The sequence below is a fragment of the Aromatoleum tolulyticum genome (assembly GCF_900156155.1).
Taxonomy (GTDB): Bacteria; Pseudomonadota; Gammaproteobacteria; order Burkholderiales; family Rhodocyclaceae; genus Aromatoleum; species Aromatoleum tolulyticum.
In genome coordinates, this window is record NZ_FTMD01000019.1 from 23,872 (window position 1) to 42,924 (window position 19,053).

10 protein-coding genes are annotated in these 19,053 nt (G+C 69.6%); all 10 read right to left on the reverse strand.

The window, feature by feature from the left end:
- Positions 1–5 precede the first annotated feature (5 nt).
- Positions 6–899 carry a hypothetical protein gene (locus BW991_RS23770; RefSeq protein WP_139335975.1) on the reverse strand — a complete coding sequence of 298 codons (894 nt, stop codon included), beginning with the start codon at positions 897–899 and terminating at the stop codon, positions 6–8.
- A gap of 160 nt (positions 900–1,059) precedes the next feature.
- Entirely contained in the window at positions 1,060–1,683 is a 624-nt protein-coding gene (locus tag BW991_RS21000; RefSeq protein WP_212566935.1) for a HEPN domain-containing protein, read from the reverse strand.
- A 432-nt stretch (positions 1,684–2,115) separates the two neighbouring features.
- The gene (locus BW991_RS24400; RefSeq protein ID WP_170879145.1) at positions 2,116–5,532 is read right to left on the reverse strand and encodes an eCIS core domain-containing protein; all 3,417 of its coding nucleotides are present in this window, start codon (positions 5,530–5,532) and stop codon (positions 2,116–2,118) included.
- Positions 5,513–7,822, reverse strand: a complete 2,310-nt coding sequence (locus BW991_RS21010) for an eCIS core domain-containing protein (RefSeq protein WP_076604068.1) — start codon at positions 7,820–7,822, stop codon at positions 5,513–5,515. Before BW991_RS21010 ends, BW991_RS24400 begins: the two co-directional genes overlap by 20 nt.
- A gap of 138 nt (positions 7,823–7,960) precedes the next feature.
- Positions 7,961–10,000 (reverse strand): ATP-binding protein, encoded by a 2,040-nt coding sequence (locus BW991_RS21015; RefSeq protein WP_076604069.1) that lies wholly within the window; start codon positions 9,998–10,000, stop codon positions 7,961–7,963.
- Complete coding sequence (locus BW991_RS21020; protein ID WP_076604070.1) at positions 9,997–11,640, reverse strand: hypothetical protein; 1,644 nt, start codon at positions 11,638–11,640, stop codon at positions 9,997–9,999. Before BW991_RS21020 ends, BW991_RS21015 begins: the two co-directional genes overlap by 4 nt.
- Positions 11,641–11,712: 72 nt before the next feature.
- The gene (locus BW991_RS21025; RefSeq protein WP_076604071.1) at positions 11,713–13,617 is read right to left on the reverse strand and encodes a hypothetical protein; all 1,905 of its coding nucleotides are present in this window, start codon (positions 13,615–13,617) and stop codon (positions 11,713–11,715) included.
- A complete protein-coding gene (locus BW991_RS21030; protein ID WP_076604072.1) occupies positions 13,614–15,350 on the reverse strand; it encodes a hypothetical protein in 1,737 nt (578 codons plus the stop codon). The genes BW991_RS21025 and BW991_RS21030 overlap by 4 nt, the downstream gene beginning before the upstream one ends.
- Positions 15,351–15,368: 18 nt before the next feature.
- The gene (locus BW991_RS21035) at positions 15,369–17,918 is read right to left on the reverse strand and encodes a coiled-coil domain-containing protein (protein WP_076604073.1); all 2,550 of its coding nucleotides are present in this window, start codon (positions 17,916–17,918) and stop codon (positions 15,369–15,371) included.
- Positions 17,919–17,929: 11 nt separating this feature from the next.
- On the reverse strand, positions 17,930–18,868 hold the full coding sequence (locus BW991_RS21040; protein WP_076604074.1) for a hypothetical protein: 939 nt from the start codon (positions 18,866–18,868) through the stop codon (positions 17,930–17,932).
- Between the last annotated feature and the right edge of the window lie 185 nt (positions 18,869–19,053).

Consider the following 19,053-nt stretch of genomic DNA (forward strand, 5'->3'; position numbering starts at 1 on the left):
AGGTGTCAAATTGCAAGACTTCCGTCTTTGGCATAACTGCTCGGTAATGGGGTTGGTTCAAAGTTGTAGCCACAAAAGTCGAACCAGAAGCTGTCGTTCTCGTCCATAGGTTGGAACCGAGTAACTTTGTGGAGCTTTGCTGCAATACCCCGGTGATTTACCTCTACTACTTTTGCATCGAACTCTATTGCAAGTCGAAGGACTCGTTTGCTCTGAGCGTTACCGAGTATGGTGAAAACATGTCTGTGGTCAGTGGTTTCTGTTGTGGTTTGATACTCCAATTTTCCGTCTAGCATGACCACGTTTTCATTTGCACATATCTGGACAAGATCATGGAAAAGACTGTCCTCGATAAAGAAGTTCGGGCCGGTTAAGCCTGCTTTTGAACCAAGACTTTCCAATAGATAAGCCTTGGAGAAGGCCAGGTTCATTTGAAACTGTTGCGGCGAGTAGACAGAAATATCCCGAGCTAAGTGCTCTGCCATGGACTCCGGAGCTAGAACCTGAGATAGGGAGTTTTTTGTCGACTCTCGAAGATCCATTCGCTGCCCGCTACATAGGACAGATCTCATTCCCGGATGACCATTCTGCCTTTCGATGGCATTGATCTGCCAGTGATTGGTCAATACTGACTGGAGCCAATGTAGAACACCAGATAGATATCCTGGCTCAGGATGCGGCCAATCAAGATTTCTTGCAACGCCATCATTTAATAGAAATACATATTCTTGTCTCGGAGCGTTTGACCTAAATAGCATCCTCTCGATTGCCGCAAGACGCTCGGCAATTTTTCTTACTTTTTCGTTTGAGAGTGACCACCCGCCTTCCTCAAAAGTACGACCAAATCCGAGGAGATCGGACCAAAGACAAAAGCAGTCAATGATTGGTTCAGACTTCATTGCGCTCCGATTACTATTTCGCTTTGGCGGAGGGTTATAGGGATGACTGCTAGAACAGAAGGGATGCGTTGATTCGGCGCCCAACGTAGAAGTGAGCGGCCTGCGCGGCTTTTTGCGCAGGTCCGCTCGACTGCCGGGTTCGGCCTCAGTGCGCGCATGCTCACGGGTTCTGCGCCAACACTTCATGAGTGTGCCCCATGATGTGGGCGGCAAGACGGAATAAGTCTTTGGCGCTGATCTGAAAGCTTTCGGAGAGGGCAAATATCTCTTTGGCGTGACTTTCTTTACCAAATCCAGGATCGGGATACCGACCCGCCCAGCGGACAAAATGGGAAAGTGCCTTCAGTATTGCTTCGTCCTTGGAGCTCAAGCCAGGGATGAATGCTGCCAACTCTTCGAGACGGTGGTGTCGATGCTCCTTTTCTTCGGCCTGATATGTTGCGACCCCCTTCTTGATAATTAACATTGCCTTGAGGCATATCTCGAGACTGTAACCGACCAACATTAGGGCAATCGCGTGATACTGGCAGTGAGATACGCCACGGATGTTAGGTGGCATAGGGTCAAGGTTTGGGTTGCCCTGAATTAGTACGCGAGCCGCTTCGGCCATTGCATGTGCGTGCGAAAGCCACAGCACGGGAGACTTTAGGTCTTCACTCGTTGGCCCTGCTTCAAGATCGACGTTGAAGCCAGCTACCGTTTGAGCCATTGCCCATTTGTGCCAGCCAAGAGCTCCATATCCGAGAGGGTCTTTCTCGAATCCATCTTTACTTGGGAGCAGCATGTCTAGCGGCATCTCGTGCGATTCCCTGTTGAGGCCGAACAGTTGTAGTAGACGGAAAGCATGAATATTGGGATAGGCCGAATCGGCCTATCCCGAGGTGGTGTGCTGGTTTTCATCGCTCTCGTATCCACCTAAACGTCTGTCATTCTTATGACCATAGGTCAGCGCTATGGCATTGTCAATCGGTCGGCCGCCGTGGCCGTGACGTTCGTGCAAGCGATTGAATTGGCGTGAAAAAGGTCGCGTGGCGGGAGGGGGCGCGGGTTGATCGGTGCCGCTGCGGAATGGCGGTCGTGCGGCCGGATGCGGTCGTCGGAAATGTCGAGGATTGATGGATGGGGCGCGCGCGGGGGCGGCGTCGCCTCCCGAATAGGACGAAATGACGTCCGACACGTCGCCCGTGCCGGCGACGCGATGTTTGGGTACACCCCGTCAGAAAATCCGCTCTCCCAACTGCCGCACCAGCGCTGCCGGATCGACGTCCGGTACCTCGAATTCCAGATCATCCAGCGAGACGTCGAAGGGTTCGCCTTCGCGGTAGGTGACCGGGAAGCGCACGCCGAACTCCAGCCCCGATCCGAGCTCGTACGCCGCGAGTTCGAAGCGTTCGTCGTAGAGGCTGGCGCCCAGTACCGTGACGGCGACGTAGCCGGAGACGTCGAAGCGGAAACTGGGTTGGGCGTGCAGGGCGGCTTCGGCGTCGATGGCGAGGCCTTGGGAGGGCATCCAGTCGATGTGCACGCTGGCTTCGGCGGCGCCGGAGATGCCTAGCGCGCCGCCGATCTCGAGGCCGCCGGTGGCGCTGGCGCCGGTGATGCCGAGGCCGACGCCGGCGCGGGCGGCGAGTCTCAATCCCGCTTCGGCGGGGACGTTGAGGTGGGCGTCGCCGGTGACGTGGGTGTTTTCCTCGTGCGAGGGGTTGTATTCGATGCCGACACGCAGTTGGTCGAGCGCGCCGGGGCCGATGCTGGCGTTGGCGCTGAGGTTGCCGCCGACTTCGGCGACGACGCCGGGGATGATGGGGATCTGCGTCGACATGCCGAAGAGGCGCTTGTCGTATTCGAGCTTGGAGAAGATCTCGAGCGAGCTGGGCAGGGCGATTTCGCCGGAGACGGTGATCTCGCCGTTGGGGTCGAGGCGCAGGCCCGCGGTGCCCTGCAGCCAGGGGGCGATCTGCACCGTCGCCGAGCCGCTGCCGTACACGATGATCGGGGCGTCGGGGCCGCTGGGCGCGCCACCGGGGTTGCCGTCCGCGCCGACGCTGCGGTTGGTGGCGCCGACGGTGATCTGGCCGGAGAGCATGCCGCGCGTGAAGGCGCCGGAAAAGCGCGCGTCGAAGGCGCCGTCGTCGTAGGTGACGGCAAGTTCGGAGTCGACGCCGGGGATCGCGGGCTGGGCGGTGCCGCTGGCGGAGAGCTTCCATTGGCCGTCCGCCTGTTCGGCCTGGACATGGACGGAGCCGGAGCGGATGGCGGGGTTGGCGGTGAGCGCGACGTCGCCGGCGATGGTGATGCCATTGTCGCCCTGGGTGATGGCGATGGCCGCTTCGCGCACGCCAGGGACGGAGAGCTGGGCGTTGCCGCTGAAGCTCCAGCGACCGTCGCTGACGCTGACCGTCGCCGAGGCGCTGCGGATGCCGCGGATCTTGTTGGGGGTGTCGATGCCGACGGTGCCTTCGGCGCCGATGACGCCGTTGCGGTAGGAGACCTGGACGCGCGCGCGGTCGAAGAGATTGCGGTCGAAATCGAAGCTGCCGGTCGCTTCGAAGCCGCCCGCCTGCGTGACGGCGGCGTTGAGCGTGCCGCCGCCCACCCGCGGGACGCTGAAGAACACGCTGCCCGAGACGCCGAAGCCGCGCGCGGTGGAGTACAGCAGGCTCACGGCGGCGCTGTCGACCTGCACGCCGGGGATGGGGATGTTGATTTGCTCGGCGGTGTAGGTGAGGCTGAAGGTGAGGTCGCGGCCGTTGAGCGTGACGGTCAGCGGGGCGCCGAACAGGGGGATCGAGGGCGTCAGCTGGCCTTCGGCGAAGAGCTTGCCGTCCTGCACGCGTACGGTGTCGAAGCTCACCGGCGAGAGGCCGCTGAAATTCAGATTGAGCGGCGGGATCTGGTCGGGATAGCCGAGGTATTCGCCGGACGCCTTGAGACTCAGGCTGAGGTCGGGGTTGGCGGGCTGCCAGGCTTCGGGCAGGTTCCAGGTGGCCTGGAGGGTGCCGATGGCGGTGCCGGCGGTGCCGGTGGCTTCCGATCCGTTGAGGCTGATCTGGCCGAGACGCAGGCCGGCGATGGCGGTGGCGGCACCCGCCGGCACGGCGAAGGCGGATTGGGCGGCGGGATGGTGGATGCGCGCGAGCTGGAAGCCGCCCGGCCCGGAGGCGAGCACGAATTCGTCGGCCTTGCCCTTGGTGGGGTCGGGCACTTCGGCGGCGTTGTCGAGCGGCTTGATCGCTTCGATGTCGTCCTTCGACCAGCTGCCGGTCGCGACGCTGGCGGTGCCGCCGCCGCCGCGCACTTCGGTGAACACGATGGCGTGGCCGGCGAGCCAGTCGCCGGCGTCTGCCCAGCTCGCCTTGGGTTCGCCGCTGCGGGACTTGTAGGGGTCGATCGTCGATAGGTAGCGCTGCACCTTCTGCCGGATCGAGATCATCAGGCCGCTGCCGCTCGACTGGTTGAGGAAGGGGTCGAAGAGTTCGTAGTTTTCGATCGTGTCGACGGCGCCGTCGCCGGATGCGACCTGGTATTCGATCTTGTGGTCGACCTGGAAGCGGCGCGCGCTGCCGGCGCGGTCCCAGGTCGGGATCTTCACGAGCGTCGTCAGTTCGGGCAGGGTGCGCTCGATGCGTTCGCGGCCGTTGATCGACAGCGCAATCTTGGCGCCCGGCGCAGTGGGGGGCGTGATGTTGCGCGCCTGCAGCTTGGTGCGGACCTTGTCTTCGTCGACCGCGATGTCGCGGTTCCAGTTGGTGATCTGGTTGGTGCTGCGGGTAATGCGGCGCCCGGCGGGGCGGCGCAGGCGGTTGGCGCCGGCCCAGGCGCGGTACATGGCGGCGTGCTGGGCCTTGGGGGCGGGGATATCGACGGTGCACAGGTCGCGGTAGGCGGCGCTGGCGGGCGGGTCGGAGTGCGGCTGGCCGTTGTCTTCGGGTTCGGCGAGGCGCTGGATCTGCCGCGTGCCGCCGTCCTGCTGCACGACGTGGGTGAGCTCGTGCGCCAGCAGCTCGCGGCCGGCGTCGGTGTGGGGGGCGTATTCGCCCGCGGCGAAGAACACGTCGCTGCCGACGGTGAAGGCGCGGGCGCCGGTTGCCGCGCACAGGGTGGCGGCTTCGGCGTCGGTGTGGAGGCTGACGTCGGCGAACTCGCGGCCGAAGCTGCCTTCCATTTCGCCGCGCACGTTGGCCGGCAGGGATGCGCCGGCGCCGTGGCGGGCGCGGATGCGGTCCTCGATGCCGCGCGCCGCATCGGGCGCAGGGGCGGGGGGATCGCCCAGCGATGTGCGGTCGGCCTGGCGCTGGGCGGTGTTCTGCAGATAGGCGGGCGGGCTTGCCGAACGGCTGATCTGCTGCGCCGCGGGGACCGGAGCCCGAGGGGCGGTTTCGGCGTCCGGCGGCGCGGCGTCGGCCGCGGCTGTGCGCGCGACCCGGGTAGCGACGGCGTCCGCTTCCTTTTCGGCGGGGTCATCCGGTTGGCTGACGGCGAGCTTGGCGCGCGCGTATGCCGGCAGCGGCGGTGTCGTGGCCGGTTTCCGGGCGAGCGGCTTTTCGGCGTGCGCCGGGGCGGAGGCGGGCGCAGGGGCGCTGGCCGGCCGTTCGCGCGGCCGGCGCGCGAATTTAGGCGACGGCGCTTCCATTGTCGCTGCCCGGGATGGCGCCCGGCGGCGGGGTGCCGGGGACGGCGCCGGGTGCCGGTTGCTTCGGGGTCGGCGTCGGCCAGTCGCCCTTCGGCGAGGGCGCGCCGCATTCCATCGCGACCTGCCACTTGGGCTTGTGCAGGCCCAGCGACCACGGGGATTGGGCCGTGACGGTGGTGAGCGCGTGGTGGAAGGTGGCGTAGTGGCGCGGGCGCACTTCGGTGCCGAAGGACATGATGCCGGCGTTGTGTTCGGTGATCGCGCCGGGCAGCGCGGTGCCGCCCGCGTCGGTCATGGCCTTGGCCATCGCGTCGTGGGCGACGGGATCGCCGATGTTGGTGCCGCCGGTGAGGTATTCGTCGTCGAGGCCGAAGGCATGGCCCCATTCATGCGTGGCGGAGATCATGCCTGCGCCGCCGTCGACGATGAGGTCCACTCTCTGGTCGTTGGCGAGTTTGGGCTGCGTCTGGTCTGCCTCGGTCTCTCCGCGCGGCGTGATGGTGACGCGGGACGCCGTGTTGGCGAAGCCGTTGTTCGCGAGGTAGTCGCGCACGGCTTCGGCGCGGCGCTCCGACAGGTCCAGGTTGTGCGCTTCGCTGCCCGAGGCGCTCGTATGGCCGACCACCTCGACGCGGACTTCCTGATGCGCGGCGGCAGCGGTTGCGCCGTTGAAGGTGTTGATGAAGCCGTTAAGGGTGCCGGTTGCGGTTCCGTCGAGTGCATCGGAGTTGAGTCCGAAGAACACGGACCGGCGCAGCAGGTTGTCTTCCCGCGGGTCGGTCGTGGTGCTCGCGAGCCGCATCGTCTGGTCGTAGGCGTCAACCCCGCTGCCGGACCCGACCTGCTGTGCGATGCCGTAGTCGAGCAGGCGCTCACCGGTCGGCAACTTGTAGGTTTCTGTCTCCATGTGGTCGCCGGCCGCTTTCGCGCGCGCACCGATGTCGACGGTGACGTGGACGTCGGCGCCAAGCCAGCTCCACCGCGGCTTGTTGAGGAAGAAGCTGTGCTGGCCGCCCCAGGTCGTCTCGACCAGCGACTTCAGGTGGTTGATCCAGGGTGCCCGCTCGACCGGCGTCCATTGGTAGGCGGCGAGCACCGCATTGCGTAGCAGCGGGATCGGGATTGCGTTGAGGCGCGCGGCGAGCGCGGTGATCTCGGGCGTGACGGGCAGGTCGGGGTGGGGCGCGATCGCGCCACCGCTGAGGACCAGCGTGTCCTTGAACTGCACCGCGACGCCTTGCGTGATGTCGAGGATCCCATCGCCTTCGGCGGGATCCGGTTTGTACTGGGCGTCGAAGCCACCGAGCCCGCCGCCGCCGACGATGCCTTGTGGCGCGGCCGGATAGGGGCCGGCCTTGGCCCATTTCTCGGCCTCGTCGAGCTCCTTGTTGCACGCGGCCATCGGGTCGGCGGGCGCTCCGCCGCCGCCGAAGAGGTCGTCCCAGAAGTCGCGCTGCAGCTTGGGCGCGGCGCTCTGCGGGCCGCCGGCCTCGGCCTGCTGGCCGACGTGGGCGAGCTCGTGGGCGAGGAGTTCGAGACCCGCATCGCTTTCCGGCGCGTAGCTGCCGGCGGCGAAATACACGTCGTTGCCGACCGTGAAGGCGCGCGCGTGCATCTCGACGCACATCGCGTCGGCCTCTGCGTCGGTGTGGATGCGCACGGCGGAGAGATCGCGGCCGAGCTGGGCTTCGAGCTTGGCGCGCAGCTCGGGGTCGAGCGGCGCGCCCTGGCCCTGGCGGGCGGCGACGCGCTGTTCGGTGGCGGGGGGCGCGGACTTGCCGGCGAGGGCGTCGGCGCCGCCGGCGGCGGTCTTGGGGGCGTCCGCCGATGGTTTCGCGCCGGGGGTGGTGCCGGCCTTTTCCCCCTCGCCGGTCGCGGCGGTGGTTTTTTCTCTCTCGCCGGTGGCGACCGCGCGCAGCAACTTGGGCGCGAGGACTTCCTTCTTCGGCGGAGTGATCGCGGGCTCGAGGCTGCCGCGCGGGGCAGCACCGCTGCAGGTGGGGCATGGCGCGCCGGCTGCGGCGTCCTGCGGCGTGCGCAGCGCGCGGCGCACGTCGCCGGCGACCTGGTCGGCCTCGCGTTCCTCGGGATCCTGCGGGTGGCTGACGGCGAGCTTGGCCTGCAGGTAGCCGGGGGTTTTGTGCTTTTCGGCGGCCGGCGCGCCAGCCTGGGTTTCTGGCTCTTCCTCCTTTCGCGCCGGCTTCGATTCCGGGACGGCGCTCGGCGGTGCCATCTTCTCCGCGGTGGGTGCGGTGCTCTTGCGGCGCAGGCCGGGGGCGAGGCTGCTCATGGGGTCACCTCGACGCGATGTGCGATCCGGTGGGCAGGATGGATCTCGCCGCCGCAGAGCGGCGAGAACGAGGGATGGCTTGGCGGGATGCGCTACGCTCCTCCCGCCCTAGGTCGTGCATCGCGTCGATCACGGCGCTCATGACGCCCCCCGTGCGTGCATCAGCTGGGGCGGCGGGGTGCGGCCGATCTTGCGGTATTCGTCGATCAGCGCGGCGACGAGCTGTTCGGCGGCGATCGGACGGGTGGTTTCGCCGGATTTTTTCCCGGCTTCCGCGGGGTCGAGCGCCGCGGCCTGCAGCACGGCGTTGCGGATGTGGCCGCCGGGCAGTGTGCAGTAGCTTGCGAGCTGACGGCACAGGGCGGCGTCGGGGGAGCGCTGCCCCAGGTGCGACTGCCAGATACGCAGGCGTTCGGCCACGCCCGGCGGAGGAAAGTCGATGATCGCGTCGAAGCGGCGGGTGAAGGCGCTGTCGATGCGGCCGCGGTTGTTACTGGTTAGGACCACGATGCCGGGGTGCTGTTCGATGCGCGTGAGCAGGAAGTTGGTGAGCATGTTGGCGTAGCGCTCGCCGGTTTCCTTGCCTTCGCCGCGGCGGCCGAAGAGGGCGTCGGCCTCGTCGATGAGGAGCAGCACGTCGAGCGCGGCGGCTTCGTCGAGGAGTCGCCCGAGGTTCTTCTCGGATTCGCCGATGTACTTGTTCATCACCGCGGAGAGGTCGACGCGGAAGAGCGGCGCGCCGAGCAGCGTTGCCAGCCGGCTGGCGGCGAGCGTCTTGCCGGCGCCGCTTTCGCCGCAGAACAGCGCGCGCACGCCGGGTGCAGGGGCGGCGAGGCTCGCGCCGAGGCCGTCCGAGAGGGATTCGCGCTGGCGGCAGCGGGCGACGAGGGCATCGAAGCGTTCGAGGAGCTCGTCGGGCAGCACCAGCTCGTCGGGGCCGACTTCGCGCGTGACCGGCTGGGCGAGCTGGCGCAGGCGTTCGCTGCCGAAGCCGGCGCGGGCGCGGCGCAGGTGGGCGAGGCCGGGCGTTTCGCCGCGCACCCGGGCGTCGAGGCGCACGCGTTCGGCCAGCGTGTGCACGGTGGGGCCGTCGAGGAGCGCGTGGCCGGCGAATTCGCGCAGGCGGGTTTCCAGCTGGGTGTCGTCGCGGCTCTCATCGTTGGCGGCGAGCGCGCTGCGCCACGCGTCGCGGCGTTCCTGCGTCGTGAGCGGGGGCAGGTCGATCTCGACCAGCGCGGGGGCTTCGATGGCACCGTCGCGGCCGGTGACGAGGAGCAGCGGCACGGTGAGCGCGGGGTGCTCGGGCAGCACGTGGCGTTCGCCCGGACCGAGCTCCAGCGCGAGTACCGGTAGCCAGCCGGCGTAGCGGCACGCGGCGGCGAGCGCGGGCTGACGCGTCCAGGTGGCGGCTTCCATCTGCAGCGGCGGGCGGCCCACGGCGGCGGCGAGACGCGCGGCGGCGGCGAGGCCGGCGGCGCGTGCACCGCGGAACACGACATGGCGGGTGGCCCCGGTGCGCAGCATGGTGGCGAGCGAGGGCAGCTGTTCGCAGAAGCTCTGCGGCAGCACCGCATTGCTGACCGGCAGCGGGGCGGTGTCGCGCCACGCGCTGGTGTCGCCGCACAGCAGCGCCCACAGTTCGGGCGCGACGGCCAGCGTGCGCGTGGGCATCGGGCCGTCGCCGACCACGTCGAGCACGCCGGCGCGCACGAGGCGGTGGTTGGGGAGCGCGAGCGGCGGCAACTGGGCGCCGAACAGGGCGTCGCTTGCGGCCGCGACGAGGTGCAGGCCGGGGCGCAGCGCGCCGGGCGATTGCAGTTCGGCGAGCGCGAGATTGAGGAGGTAGCTCGATTCGTTCTCGCCGCACAGTGCGAGCGCGAACCATTCGTGCAGCTGCAGCTGCAGGTCGGCGAGCAGGCGCCCGAGGGGACCGCGCAGGTCGGGGGCGATGCGCGCGAGCGCGACGCAGGCGGCGTGCCAGTCGTCGCGCGGGGTGTCGAGGAGGGTCGTCAGGTCGTCGCCGGCGTGGCTCGCGGCGAGGGCGTCGAACACCGCCGACGGGGCGCCGAGGCTCAAGCGGGCGAAGTGGGCGATGCCGGCGTGGACGAAGGCGCGCGACAGGCGGGCGCCGTCGAGCCGGGGTGCGGACTGCGGAACTGGAGTAGCGGGTGCGTTCATGACGAGAAACCTCCGCTGTCATAGTGGAAGCGCACGACGCGGCCGAGCCAGGGCAGCCAGCCGGGGTCGAGGTCGAGGCCGGTGCGGCGGATGTCGAGGTGCACGTCACGGTGAACGTCACTGAGGCGCAGATGCACGTCGAGATGGCTGCGGGTCGCGCGGATGCGGGCGGAGCGATCGGCGAGCGCGGCGGCGAGGGCCGCTGCGCCGTAGTGGCGGAATGCGGCGTCGCAGACCGGGGCGAGGTCGGTCCCTGCGGGAAGCGCCGCGAGCGCGGCGGCGGGGTCGCCGTCCGTTGCGAGGTCGCAGGCCGCAGCGAGGAAGGTGGCGAGCGGGGCGTCGGGGTAAAAATCCAGGCTGCGGGCGAGGCGGACGAGCTCGCGCCAGCCGGCCTGAGGCTCGACGAGCGTTGCCCGCCAGTCACGCAGGGCCGGCAGGTTCAGCACGTTGAGCAGGAAGAAGAAACCGCCGCCGCGGGTATGAAAATCGTGCTCCGCGGCGGACGGAAGTGCCGCGGGCGAAGCCGCGGCGGAGGAGACTTGGGAGGGCGTGGAGGGGGCGCGCGTCGGTGATTTGTCCGGCGTATCCCCTTCCGGGGTGCTTCGGGCGGCGGCGTTTGCGGCGTGATCGGGCGGCGTGGCGGCATGCGACGCGTCTTTTGCCGGCACAGGAATTTCGGGGGGGCCGGCTTGGGTCGGGTCGGCGGCGGGTTCGCCGGCCTTGCCGGAGGCGTCGGCCGTCGCGATGTCCGGTTCGCGCGGGTCTTTTGTCTCGGGTTCGTCGCTTGGCGCGGCAGGTACGAAGGTTTCGGCCGTGGCACGCAGGATTTCGCCGGCGGTGGAGGCGGCCAATGTAGCGGGGGCATGCGTCCACAGTGCGAGCACGGCCTGCAGGACGACGCGCGGGTCGGATGGGGGCAGGTCGATGGGTAGCACGAACCGTAGGGCGGATGAGCCGAAGGCCGAGCTTGCCCAATGCGCCACCGCATGCACCGGCGAAGAGCCCAAGGACGCCTCGCCAAATCCATCGCCATCCATGCGGCGGAAGGCGCTTCGCTTTTCCGCCCGACGTTCATGGGTCGGATCGAGTGCGCTGGTGATGGCAGTTTGCCAGCCGGTCGCGGTGGCGATGGCGTGCAGGAGGGTGCGGGCGGTGGGGGCGTCGAGGGTGCGCCACAGGGCCGGCAGGCTGTCGCGCAGCGCGGGGCGTTCGAGCAGGGCCGGCAGGGCGAGGGCGTCTTCGGCGAACAGGTCTGCGAGCGCCTGTGCCGCGGGGCGGGCGAGCAGGCTTGCACGGTGGCGCCATAGCCAGCGCCGCGCGGCGGTGCCGCTAAGGAGGTCGCGCACGAGGCAGGCGCGGTAGTCGAGTGCGTCGCGGAAGCGCACGGCCTCAGCCGCGTCGGCGGCGGGGCTCCAAGGGTCGGCGGCGCGGCGGGTGAGGTGTTCGGCGGCTGCGGCGGCGCGGGCGGGCAGTTCGCTCGCGGTGCCGCCGACGGTGAGGCGGCGGACGACGACGATGGCCTCGTCGGCTGGCCAGTGCGTGCGCGCGAGCGCCGCCGGGAGCGTCGCGCGGGCGTGGTCGATCGCGCTGGCGGTGCCGCGCAGCACGACGCGGCCGATGTGGAGGTCGGCGACGTTCATGGGGAGGGGGCGCCGACGAATGGCGGGATGCGCTGCGCTCCTCCCGCCCTACGGTTCCTTGTTCGCATCGCCTCAGCCCCGGTTCAGCCCGCTGATGCGCAGCGCGGTGTTGAGCATCGCGCCCGGATTGCGCTCGACCTCGGGGTCGAGGATGCTCGCGACCGAGGCGACGGTGCCCTGGTCGTCGTGGTCGTCGACGCGCAGGGTGGCGATGACGCGCTGGCCGTCGTCGAAGAGCTGCAGCAGCGTGCCCGGCGCGGCCTCGCGGTTGAGCGTGAGGCGCAGCGCCTCGCCGATGCGGAAGCGGCCGGGAATCGTCTTGAGCGTGCCCTGGATGAGCTGCCGCGGGTCGTCGCTGGCGGCGAGCAGCAGGCAGGCGCGCACGAGGTTGCGCATCGCGGTGCGGGCGACGCCGGAGGCGTCGGTGTCGAGCTGGCGGAACCACCACGCGACGAGTTCGACCAGCGTGCGCACGCCGTTGAAGTCGCGTTCCTCGGCGTCCGCGATGCCGGGCCAGCGTTCGGGGGTCTCGACGGCGAGGCGGTTGGCTTCGGCCAGGGTGGACCACTGCAGCCGGATCGACGGCGCGATGGTGCGCAGGCGCGCGAGCAGGCAGCCGGCCGCGGCGTCGAGGCGCTGGTGCAGCGCGCGCGCGGGGTCGCGCAGGAGCGGCGCGGGGATCGCGAGCAGGTCGTCGAGGGCGAGGATCGCGTTGCCCTGGCGCTGCAGTTCGCTGAGCGCGCCGGCGTTGAACGGGCGGGCGGCGACTTCGCGCACGAGGGCGTGGTTCTGCTGCACGAGGCTGGTGAGGACGGGCGTTTCTGCCGACACCGCGCGGTTGAGGCGCAGCGCGAGCTTCTGGCGGCGCGTGTCGACGAGGCCGGCGAGGATCGCGCGGCCGGGCAGCAGGTGGCCGAGTGGGCGCAGGCTCGCCCAGTCGCCGGCGGGGATGTCGTAGACGGCTTCGATGAAGGGCGCGAGCGCGGCGGGCAGCGCGGTGTCGCGGTTGGCGCAGCCGGGCACGAGGTCGTCGGGGCTCGCCGGGCGCAGGTCGAGCGGGTCGGGGAGGGTGCGGCCGAGCGGGGTCTCGCGCACCTTCACGTAAAAGAGGCCGCGGTGGCTCTCGATGACGCGCTTGCGTTCGGCGTAGGCGGCCTCGACCTCGCGCCAGTGCTCGGCCAGCAGGCGCTGAGCGACGGCGTAGTCGTCGAGCGCCTCGACACGCGCGCGTTCGCGCACGTCGAGTTGGCGGATCTCGCCGGGGATGTCGGTTTCGAGCGCGGCGAGGCGCGCGCGCAGGTCTTCGAGCGCCTGCTGGTGGCGGCGCCGCAGCGTGGTCAGCGCGCCGCGCAGGGCCTCGATCTTGCGGATGTCGTCGGCGACGACCTTGCCGGCCGAAAAGAGCGCTGACTCGTCGTTGTGCGGGGTGCCGTCGGGGCCGGCGTCGCCCGGGCGGGGGATTGCCAGGTCGAGCTTCGGGCGCAGCAGGAAGCCGTCGGAATTGTGCAGGTCGGGCGCGACCATCAGGCGGAAGGCCGGGGCCTGCTTGTCGTCGTCGATGACGCCCAGGCGGCGCAGTTCCTCCGGCTTCAGGTAGTCGTCGAGGAAATCGCACAGGCGGTCGATCAGCGACTTCGCCTGGTTCTGCCGGGCGTTGGCCTTGTCGCGCAGATCGAGGAGATCGCGGCGGACGTTCGCGAAGCTGTCGCGGATCAGCTCGACGTGCGACAGCATGCCCTTGCCGGTGGTCGGTGCCTTGCTGAACACCGGGTCGGTGAGCGGTTCCTTCGGCTGGGCCTCGAACTGCAGGTCGGCGAGCGCGGCCAGCGCGCCGGCCGAGATGGTCGGTTCCATCTGGACCGCGCCGGCGAGGTTGAGATTGCCTGCCGTCGCGTTGATCAGGGGCGTGTCGGCGGCGAGCTTCACCTCGGTGAATTCCGTGGTGTTCGCCGTGATGCGGTTGAGGAACTCGCTCATGTCGGGTTCTCCGGCGTGGTCGCGATCTTGGGCACGAAGTTCGCCTTGGTGGTCCAGCGCACGAGCTTCGCGCCGAGGCCGTCGCCGGGCACGCCGCCGGCGAGCGCGCTGAAGGACACCGTCAGCGCATCGAGCTGCTGGCGCTGCAGGCCGAGGAAGTCATTGACCTCGTCGAGCAGGCGGAAGCTCTTGTCGAGGGCGGCTTCGAGGTGGCGGATGTCGGCGCGCAGGTCTTCGCGCAGGCGGAAGAGGCCGTTGTCGCCCGGTTGCGTGTCCTCGACGACGTCGTAGTCCTCGGGCGCGGGATGGGGCTCGGCGAGGTGGCTGGCGTAGGGTTCGGGCAGGTTCGGGGTACCGACCGCGGCGGCGACATGGGTCAGCACCATGGGCGCCGCGGGTGGCAGCGTCTTCGCGCGGTCCAGGACGAGCTTCATGCGGTACTGCTCGGGGTCGGGCGGGGCGTTCGCGATCAGCAGCGGCGCGCGCAGCGCCTGCAGCTGCTGCGCGCTGAGACCGTGGAAGAGCGCGTACCACTGCGACTTCCACGCCTGGTAGGCGCGGGTGGCGGCTTCGGCGCGGCGGAAGAGTTCGTCCTCGAGGCGCGTGTCGCGCTGCGGCAGGTCGAAGAGATCGCGGCGGTAGTCGAGGTCGGGAATCGCGAGTAGCAGGCGGATGCGCTCGCCCAACCCGTGGATGAGGTCGACGGTGCCGCGCGCGAGCTCGTCGACGACGACGCCTTCGATCGTGTTCGCAGGCACCGGCGCGAGTTCGACCTGCAGGTCGGCGGGCAGGAAGGCCAGCGTCGGCGTCTTGCCGGCGGGATCGCGCAGGAGCGCCGCGGGCAGCGGGCCGGCAGCCGGGAGGTAGTCGAGACCCAGCAGCTCGGCGAGCGTCTGCGTCGCCACGTTCGGCAGCGGCGCGGGGTGCTCGCGCTGCCACGCCTCGAGTGCGGCGACAGTGTGGGCAAGGAGCGTATGCGCGGCGGCGTCCGGTTCGGCGAGGAGCCGCCCGGCGCGCGGGTCGAACCACACCGGCAGCTTGCCGACGACCTTCACGAGGCCCAGCGGCACCGCGCCGCTATCGGTCCGGAACGGCGACTCGCGCAGCAGGCGCGCGCCGATGCGGTTCGCGGCGCGCTGCTGCGGCATCGCCATCAGCCGCGGGCTGCCGGAGATGCGCTGCAGGCCGAGCAGGCACACGGTCTCGATGCGGCGCTCGCGCAGCGGGTCGGGCTCAGTGCGGGTGCAGGGCTCCTGATCGGTCGGGTCGTCGATGGGCTCGACGGCGCTGCGGATCGTGACGAGGAAGAGGCCGTCGCGCAGCGGCGTGTCCTGGTCGCGCTCGGCCTGCGCGGCGAGGTCGGTCCAGGCCTGGTCGAGCGGGTAGAACAGGCGGATCAGCTGCCCGGCGGCGCCGACCGCGAGCCCCGGCTGCACGCGCACGCGGGTGTCGGCGCCGCTGCCGAAGAAGGTGCAGGGCAGGCCTTCGACGATGCCCGGCGCGAGGCTCGCCAGCAGCGGCGCGACGCGATCGTCGACGTAGGCCTGCAGGCGTTCGAACTCGCGCTCGCCGAGCGCGCGGCCCGGGAAGAGGTTGAGCCGGCGCGGGTCGTCGGGGCGCTTCTCGGGCTCGTGCAGGCGGATTTCCACCGGCACGCGCGGCAGCAGCGTCAGCGCCGGCCGCAGCGATAACGCGGCGAGCAGGCTGGGCGAGAGGAAGGACGTGATGGCCATGATGCGCTCCGTGGCGAATTAGCCGGCGACCTGCTTCCAGAGTTCGATGTGCTTGTCGGTGAGGCCGAAATCCTTGCCCTCGGCCATGAAGAACTCGGGCAGATTGATGTTGCCGGCCGCGTCGACGAAGCGGTCGCGCAGCTTCTGGAACAGGACCACGTCCTTGCGGGCGATGGCCATCATGCTCGGCCACAGCGCGGGGTCAAGGCGGCGGTCGGCGAGGCCGACGATCTGCACCGCGGCGATGCGCGCGGCCTCGTTGCCGGCGATCAGGGTGTCCGCCGCGGTGGCGGACTTGATCCCGGCCGCATCGGCGCCGCGTGCCCGCGCGAGGCGTTCCAGCGTCAGTTCGGCCGCGAGATCGGTGCCCTGTGCGGCTTCGGTCTTGAGCCGCTCGATCGTCGAGTTCGCGCTGCTGAGCTGGGTTTCGAGCGTGCCGACGCGGTTGCGCAGGGTGGTGTTCTCGGTGCTGCTCGTGTTGCCCGTGGCCTGCAGTTCGTCGATGCGCCGGAGTGCGTCGGCGAGCGACGTCACCGCGGTGGACTCGCGGGTGACGCTCGCGTCGAGCTTGGTCCGCGTGTCGGCGAGTTCGGCATTCGCCGTCGCGAGCGTGCCGCGCGTCGCATCGAGTTCGGCTTTCAGCTTCGCCAGTTCCTCGCGCACCGCCAGCAGATCGGCGTCGGTGCTGCTGACGCTGCCGCTCGCCGCTTCGAGCTTCGCGAGCGCGTCCTTCAGTTCGGCTTCGAGCTGGGTGACGCGCCGCTGCGCGTCGTTGAGCTGCGCGGTGAGCGTGGCCCGTTCCTGCTCCAGCGCGGCGGATTTCGCGCGTTCGGCTTCCAGCGCCGCGGCGAGTTCCTCGATGCGCTGCTTGAGGGTTGCGTCGATCGGCGAACTGGTTGTCTTCAGTCGCTCGATCTCGGCGCGCGCGGCGTCGAGTTCGGCCTTCAGCGCGTCGATGCGGTCGCTGGCCGCCTCCAGTGCGTTGGCGAGGATCGCGGCGTTGCGGTCGTCGGCCTTGAGTGCCTCGATCTCCTTGCGTGCCGCGTCGAGTGCGAGTGTGAGGCGTTCGATCTCGGCCTGCGCGTCAGCGGGGGTGCCCGTGCCACCGGCGGCCGCAAGGGCCTTTTCCAGCTCCGCGATGCGCAGCTTCAGGCGCGCGATCTCGGCTTCGAGCGCGGCGCGCGCCTCCTCGGCGGCGTCGATGTCCTCCAGCGCCGCATCGAGCTGCTCTTCCAGCGCCGCGGCGTCGGGCGGCAGCGCGGAGCCGGGCGGCGGCAGCGTCATGCCCAGTGCGAGGACGACGGCGCTGACGCCGGTCTCGGCAGTGCGCGGCGGGCGGCGCACGTACATCAGCTCGGCCGGATTCACGTCGGCCCAGATCGCGCGCCACACGTCGGCGTCGGTGTCGATGCGATGGATCGGGGGCTGCGGCAGGATGCGCAGCGCGAGACGGTCGAGGCGCGCGAGCCGGCCCAGCGAACGCGGCGTGAAGCTTGCCGGGGCTTCGAGCTGGCGCGCACGCACGGCGAAGGCGGTGTCGCTCATCGGCACCAGCACCATCACGTCGCAGTCGGCGTCGCGCTCGAGGTCGATCGGCGCGAGGTGGGCCGAGTCGGTGAGCACGGCGGCGAGTTCGCTACGGCGCACCGGCGCGATGCTGACCTCGTAGTCCTTGGGGAAGTATTGCTGGCGCCCGCCGACGGGGTCGATCGAGTCTTGCGGCAGCGGCCCCCACGGCGGCAGCACGCGGAAGTACTGGCTCGCCGCGAAGGCACCGCGCAGCCCCGCGCTCTGGCGCATCGTCAGCACGGTCTGCATCAGCTCCTGGTAGTGCGCCGCGAGATCCTGCTGGATCGCGTTGGGGGTGTTCAGCGCGCGCTGCGGGCGGCGCAGCAGTCCCCGGTCGATCCACAGGATGCGGCCGCGCTCGACCGCGATCAGGCCCAGCGCGACGGCGTCGTCGGAGGGCAGCGCGAGGCGGTCGCCGCCGGACAGCAGCTCACGCGCGAGCGTCGCGCGCACCGCGATCTCGTCCTGGCGCGGCAGCGGCAGCGGCAGCGGCATCAGGCGCAGCTCGACACCTTCGGCCCATGCGGCGACGTGCGGGACGCGCGGCGCGGCGAGGTCCTTGGGGAAGGCCTCGGCGACGCCGTCGACGACCTCGGCGTGGGTCAGCGCCAGCGCGTACAGGCCGCGCGCGTAGCTGCGGAAGCGGCCGTCGTTGAGCGTCGCGATCAGGCCGCTGTTGAGGAGGTCGATCGTCAGCGGCGTGTTGGAGAGCTGCAGCACGCGGCCCGAGGGCGCGATCGCGATGCCGGGCTCGACCCGCAGGATATGGCCGGACTGCAGGCTGAGGTCGAGCCCGCGCACGATGCCGGCGCCGAAGACCTGGCCCAGTTCCAGCAGGCGCTCGTCGAGGTAGATCTGGTCGCGGTTGAGGTCGGAAGCCTTCAGCAGCTGGCCGTCGAAGTAGTTCGTGCGCGACAGCAGCGGGTCGATGCTGGAGATGCGCTCGCCGGCCGCGTTCGTGGTGCCGATCCGGAGCGGAGTGAAGCGGATGTTGGCCATGGCGGTTCCCTTTATGCGCGGATCAGCCGGGCGAGCGCGGCGGCGTTGAAGAGGAAGGGGCGCACGAGGTTGTCGACCTCGATGCGGCGCGGATTGACGATCAGGTCCGGCTCGGGCGCGGGCGGGGTGAGGCGGATCGCGATGCGCGCGAGGAGCGTGCGGGCGAGCACGGCGGGGTCGGTGAGGAAGGCCTGGCGCGCGACCAGCGCCTGGTTGTCGTCGCCGAGCGAATGCAGCAGGCGCGCGCCGAGTTCGAGCTGGGTGCGCGCGGCGCCGGCGGCGGCCTCGACCTGCGCGCGCTCGCGTTCGCCGAGATTCGCCTCGATTTCGTCGTAGGCCTTGATGCGGCTGTGCGCGGCGAAGAGGTGTTCTTCCGCGGAGACGTCATCGGGGCGTTCGGCGACGAGTTCGAACAGCACGCAGTCGGCGACGCGGCTCGGTTGCACCGGGTCGGTGCCGGCATTGACCTCGGTCGCGAGCACCGGCTGCAGGCCGCTCGGGCAGTCCTGGTAGCGCATCGTGACTTTGAGCCACAGCAGGTTGTCGGCTTCGGCGTAGCCGTCGCGGATCAGCGCGCCCCACAGCTCCTCGTCCTCGTGCTGGGCGGTGAGCCAGGCGCCGAGATCGACGCAGTAGGGCTCGGGCACGCCGATCTCGCGCCCGAGGCCGTCGACGCCGACGCCGGGGCTCACCACCAGGCGCACACGCACGTTGTCGGTGTCGTTGCCGGGGTCCTCGGCGCGGATGCTCACGCGCAGGCCGGCGACTGTTCCGGCGCCGTGCAGCCAGTAGCCGTGGCGCGTCGCGCGGCGGCGGTGGTAGTCCTGTTCGGCGCGCGTCGCCTCCAGCCCCAGCAGCATGCCGGGCTCGTAGCTCACGCGCTTCAGCGCCTCCTCGAAGCGGCCGTCGCCGGCGAGGCTCGCGTCGCAGTTGTTGTCGGGCTCGCTCATGCCCTTTCTCCTATATTTGGGCAGCAATTACATCGATGAAGTCTGGTCGGGGCACCTTGTTCCTCCCCCTTCAAGGGGGAGGTTAGGAGGGGGATGGGTTTCCGCCACGTCGCTAAACCCATCCCCACCCCAGCCCTCCCCTTGAAGGGGAGGGAGTCCCGTGCCGCATTCACTCGACATCACAT

What these genes read in the sequence shown, in the direction of transcription:
- BW991_RS23770 (WP_139335975.1), bottom strand. Translation starts at nt 899, where the DNA reads ATGAAGTCTGAACCAATCATTGACTGCTTTTGTCTTTGGTCCGATCTC.
- BW991_RS21000 (WP_212566935.1), bottom strand. Translation starts at nt 1,683, where the DNA reads ATGCTGCTCCCAAGTAAAGATGGATTCGAGAAAGACCCTCTCGGATAT.
- BW991_RS24400 (WP_170879145.1), bottom strand. Translation starts at nt 5,532, where the DNA reads ATGGAAGCGCCGTCGCCTAAATTCGCGCGCCGGCCGCGCGAACGGCCG.
- BW991_RS21010 (WP_076604068.1), bottom strand. Translation starts at nt 7,822, where the DNA reads ATGAGCAGCCTCGCCCCCGGCCTGCGCCGCAAGAGCACCGCACCCACC.
- BW991_RS21015 (WP_076604069.1), bottom strand. Translation starts at nt 10,000, where the DNA reads ATGAACGCACCCGCTACTCCAGTTCCGCAGTCCGCACCCCGGCTCGAC.
- BW991_RS21020 (WP_076604070.1), bottom strand. Translation starts at nt 11,640, where the DNA reads ATGAACGTCGCCGACCTCCACATCGGCCGCGTCGTGCTGCGCGGCACC.
- BW991_RS21025 (WP_076604071.1), bottom strand. Translation starts at nt 13,617, where the DNA reads ATGAGCGAGTTCCTCAACCGCATCACGGCGAACACCACGGAATTCACC.
- BW991_RS21030 (WP_076604072.1), bottom strand. Translation starts at nt 15,350, where the DNA reads ATGGCCATCACGTCCTTCCTCTCGCCCAGCCTGCTCGCCGCGTTATCG.
- BW991_RS21035 (WP_076604073.1), bottom strand. Translation starts at nt 17,918, where the DNA reads ATGGCCAACATCCGCTTCACTCCGCTCCGGATCGGCACCACGAACGCG.
- BW991_RS21040 (WP_076604074.1), bottom strand. Translation starts at nt 18,868, where the DNA reads ATGAGCGAGCCCGACAACAACTGCGACGCGAGCCTCGCCGGCGACGGC.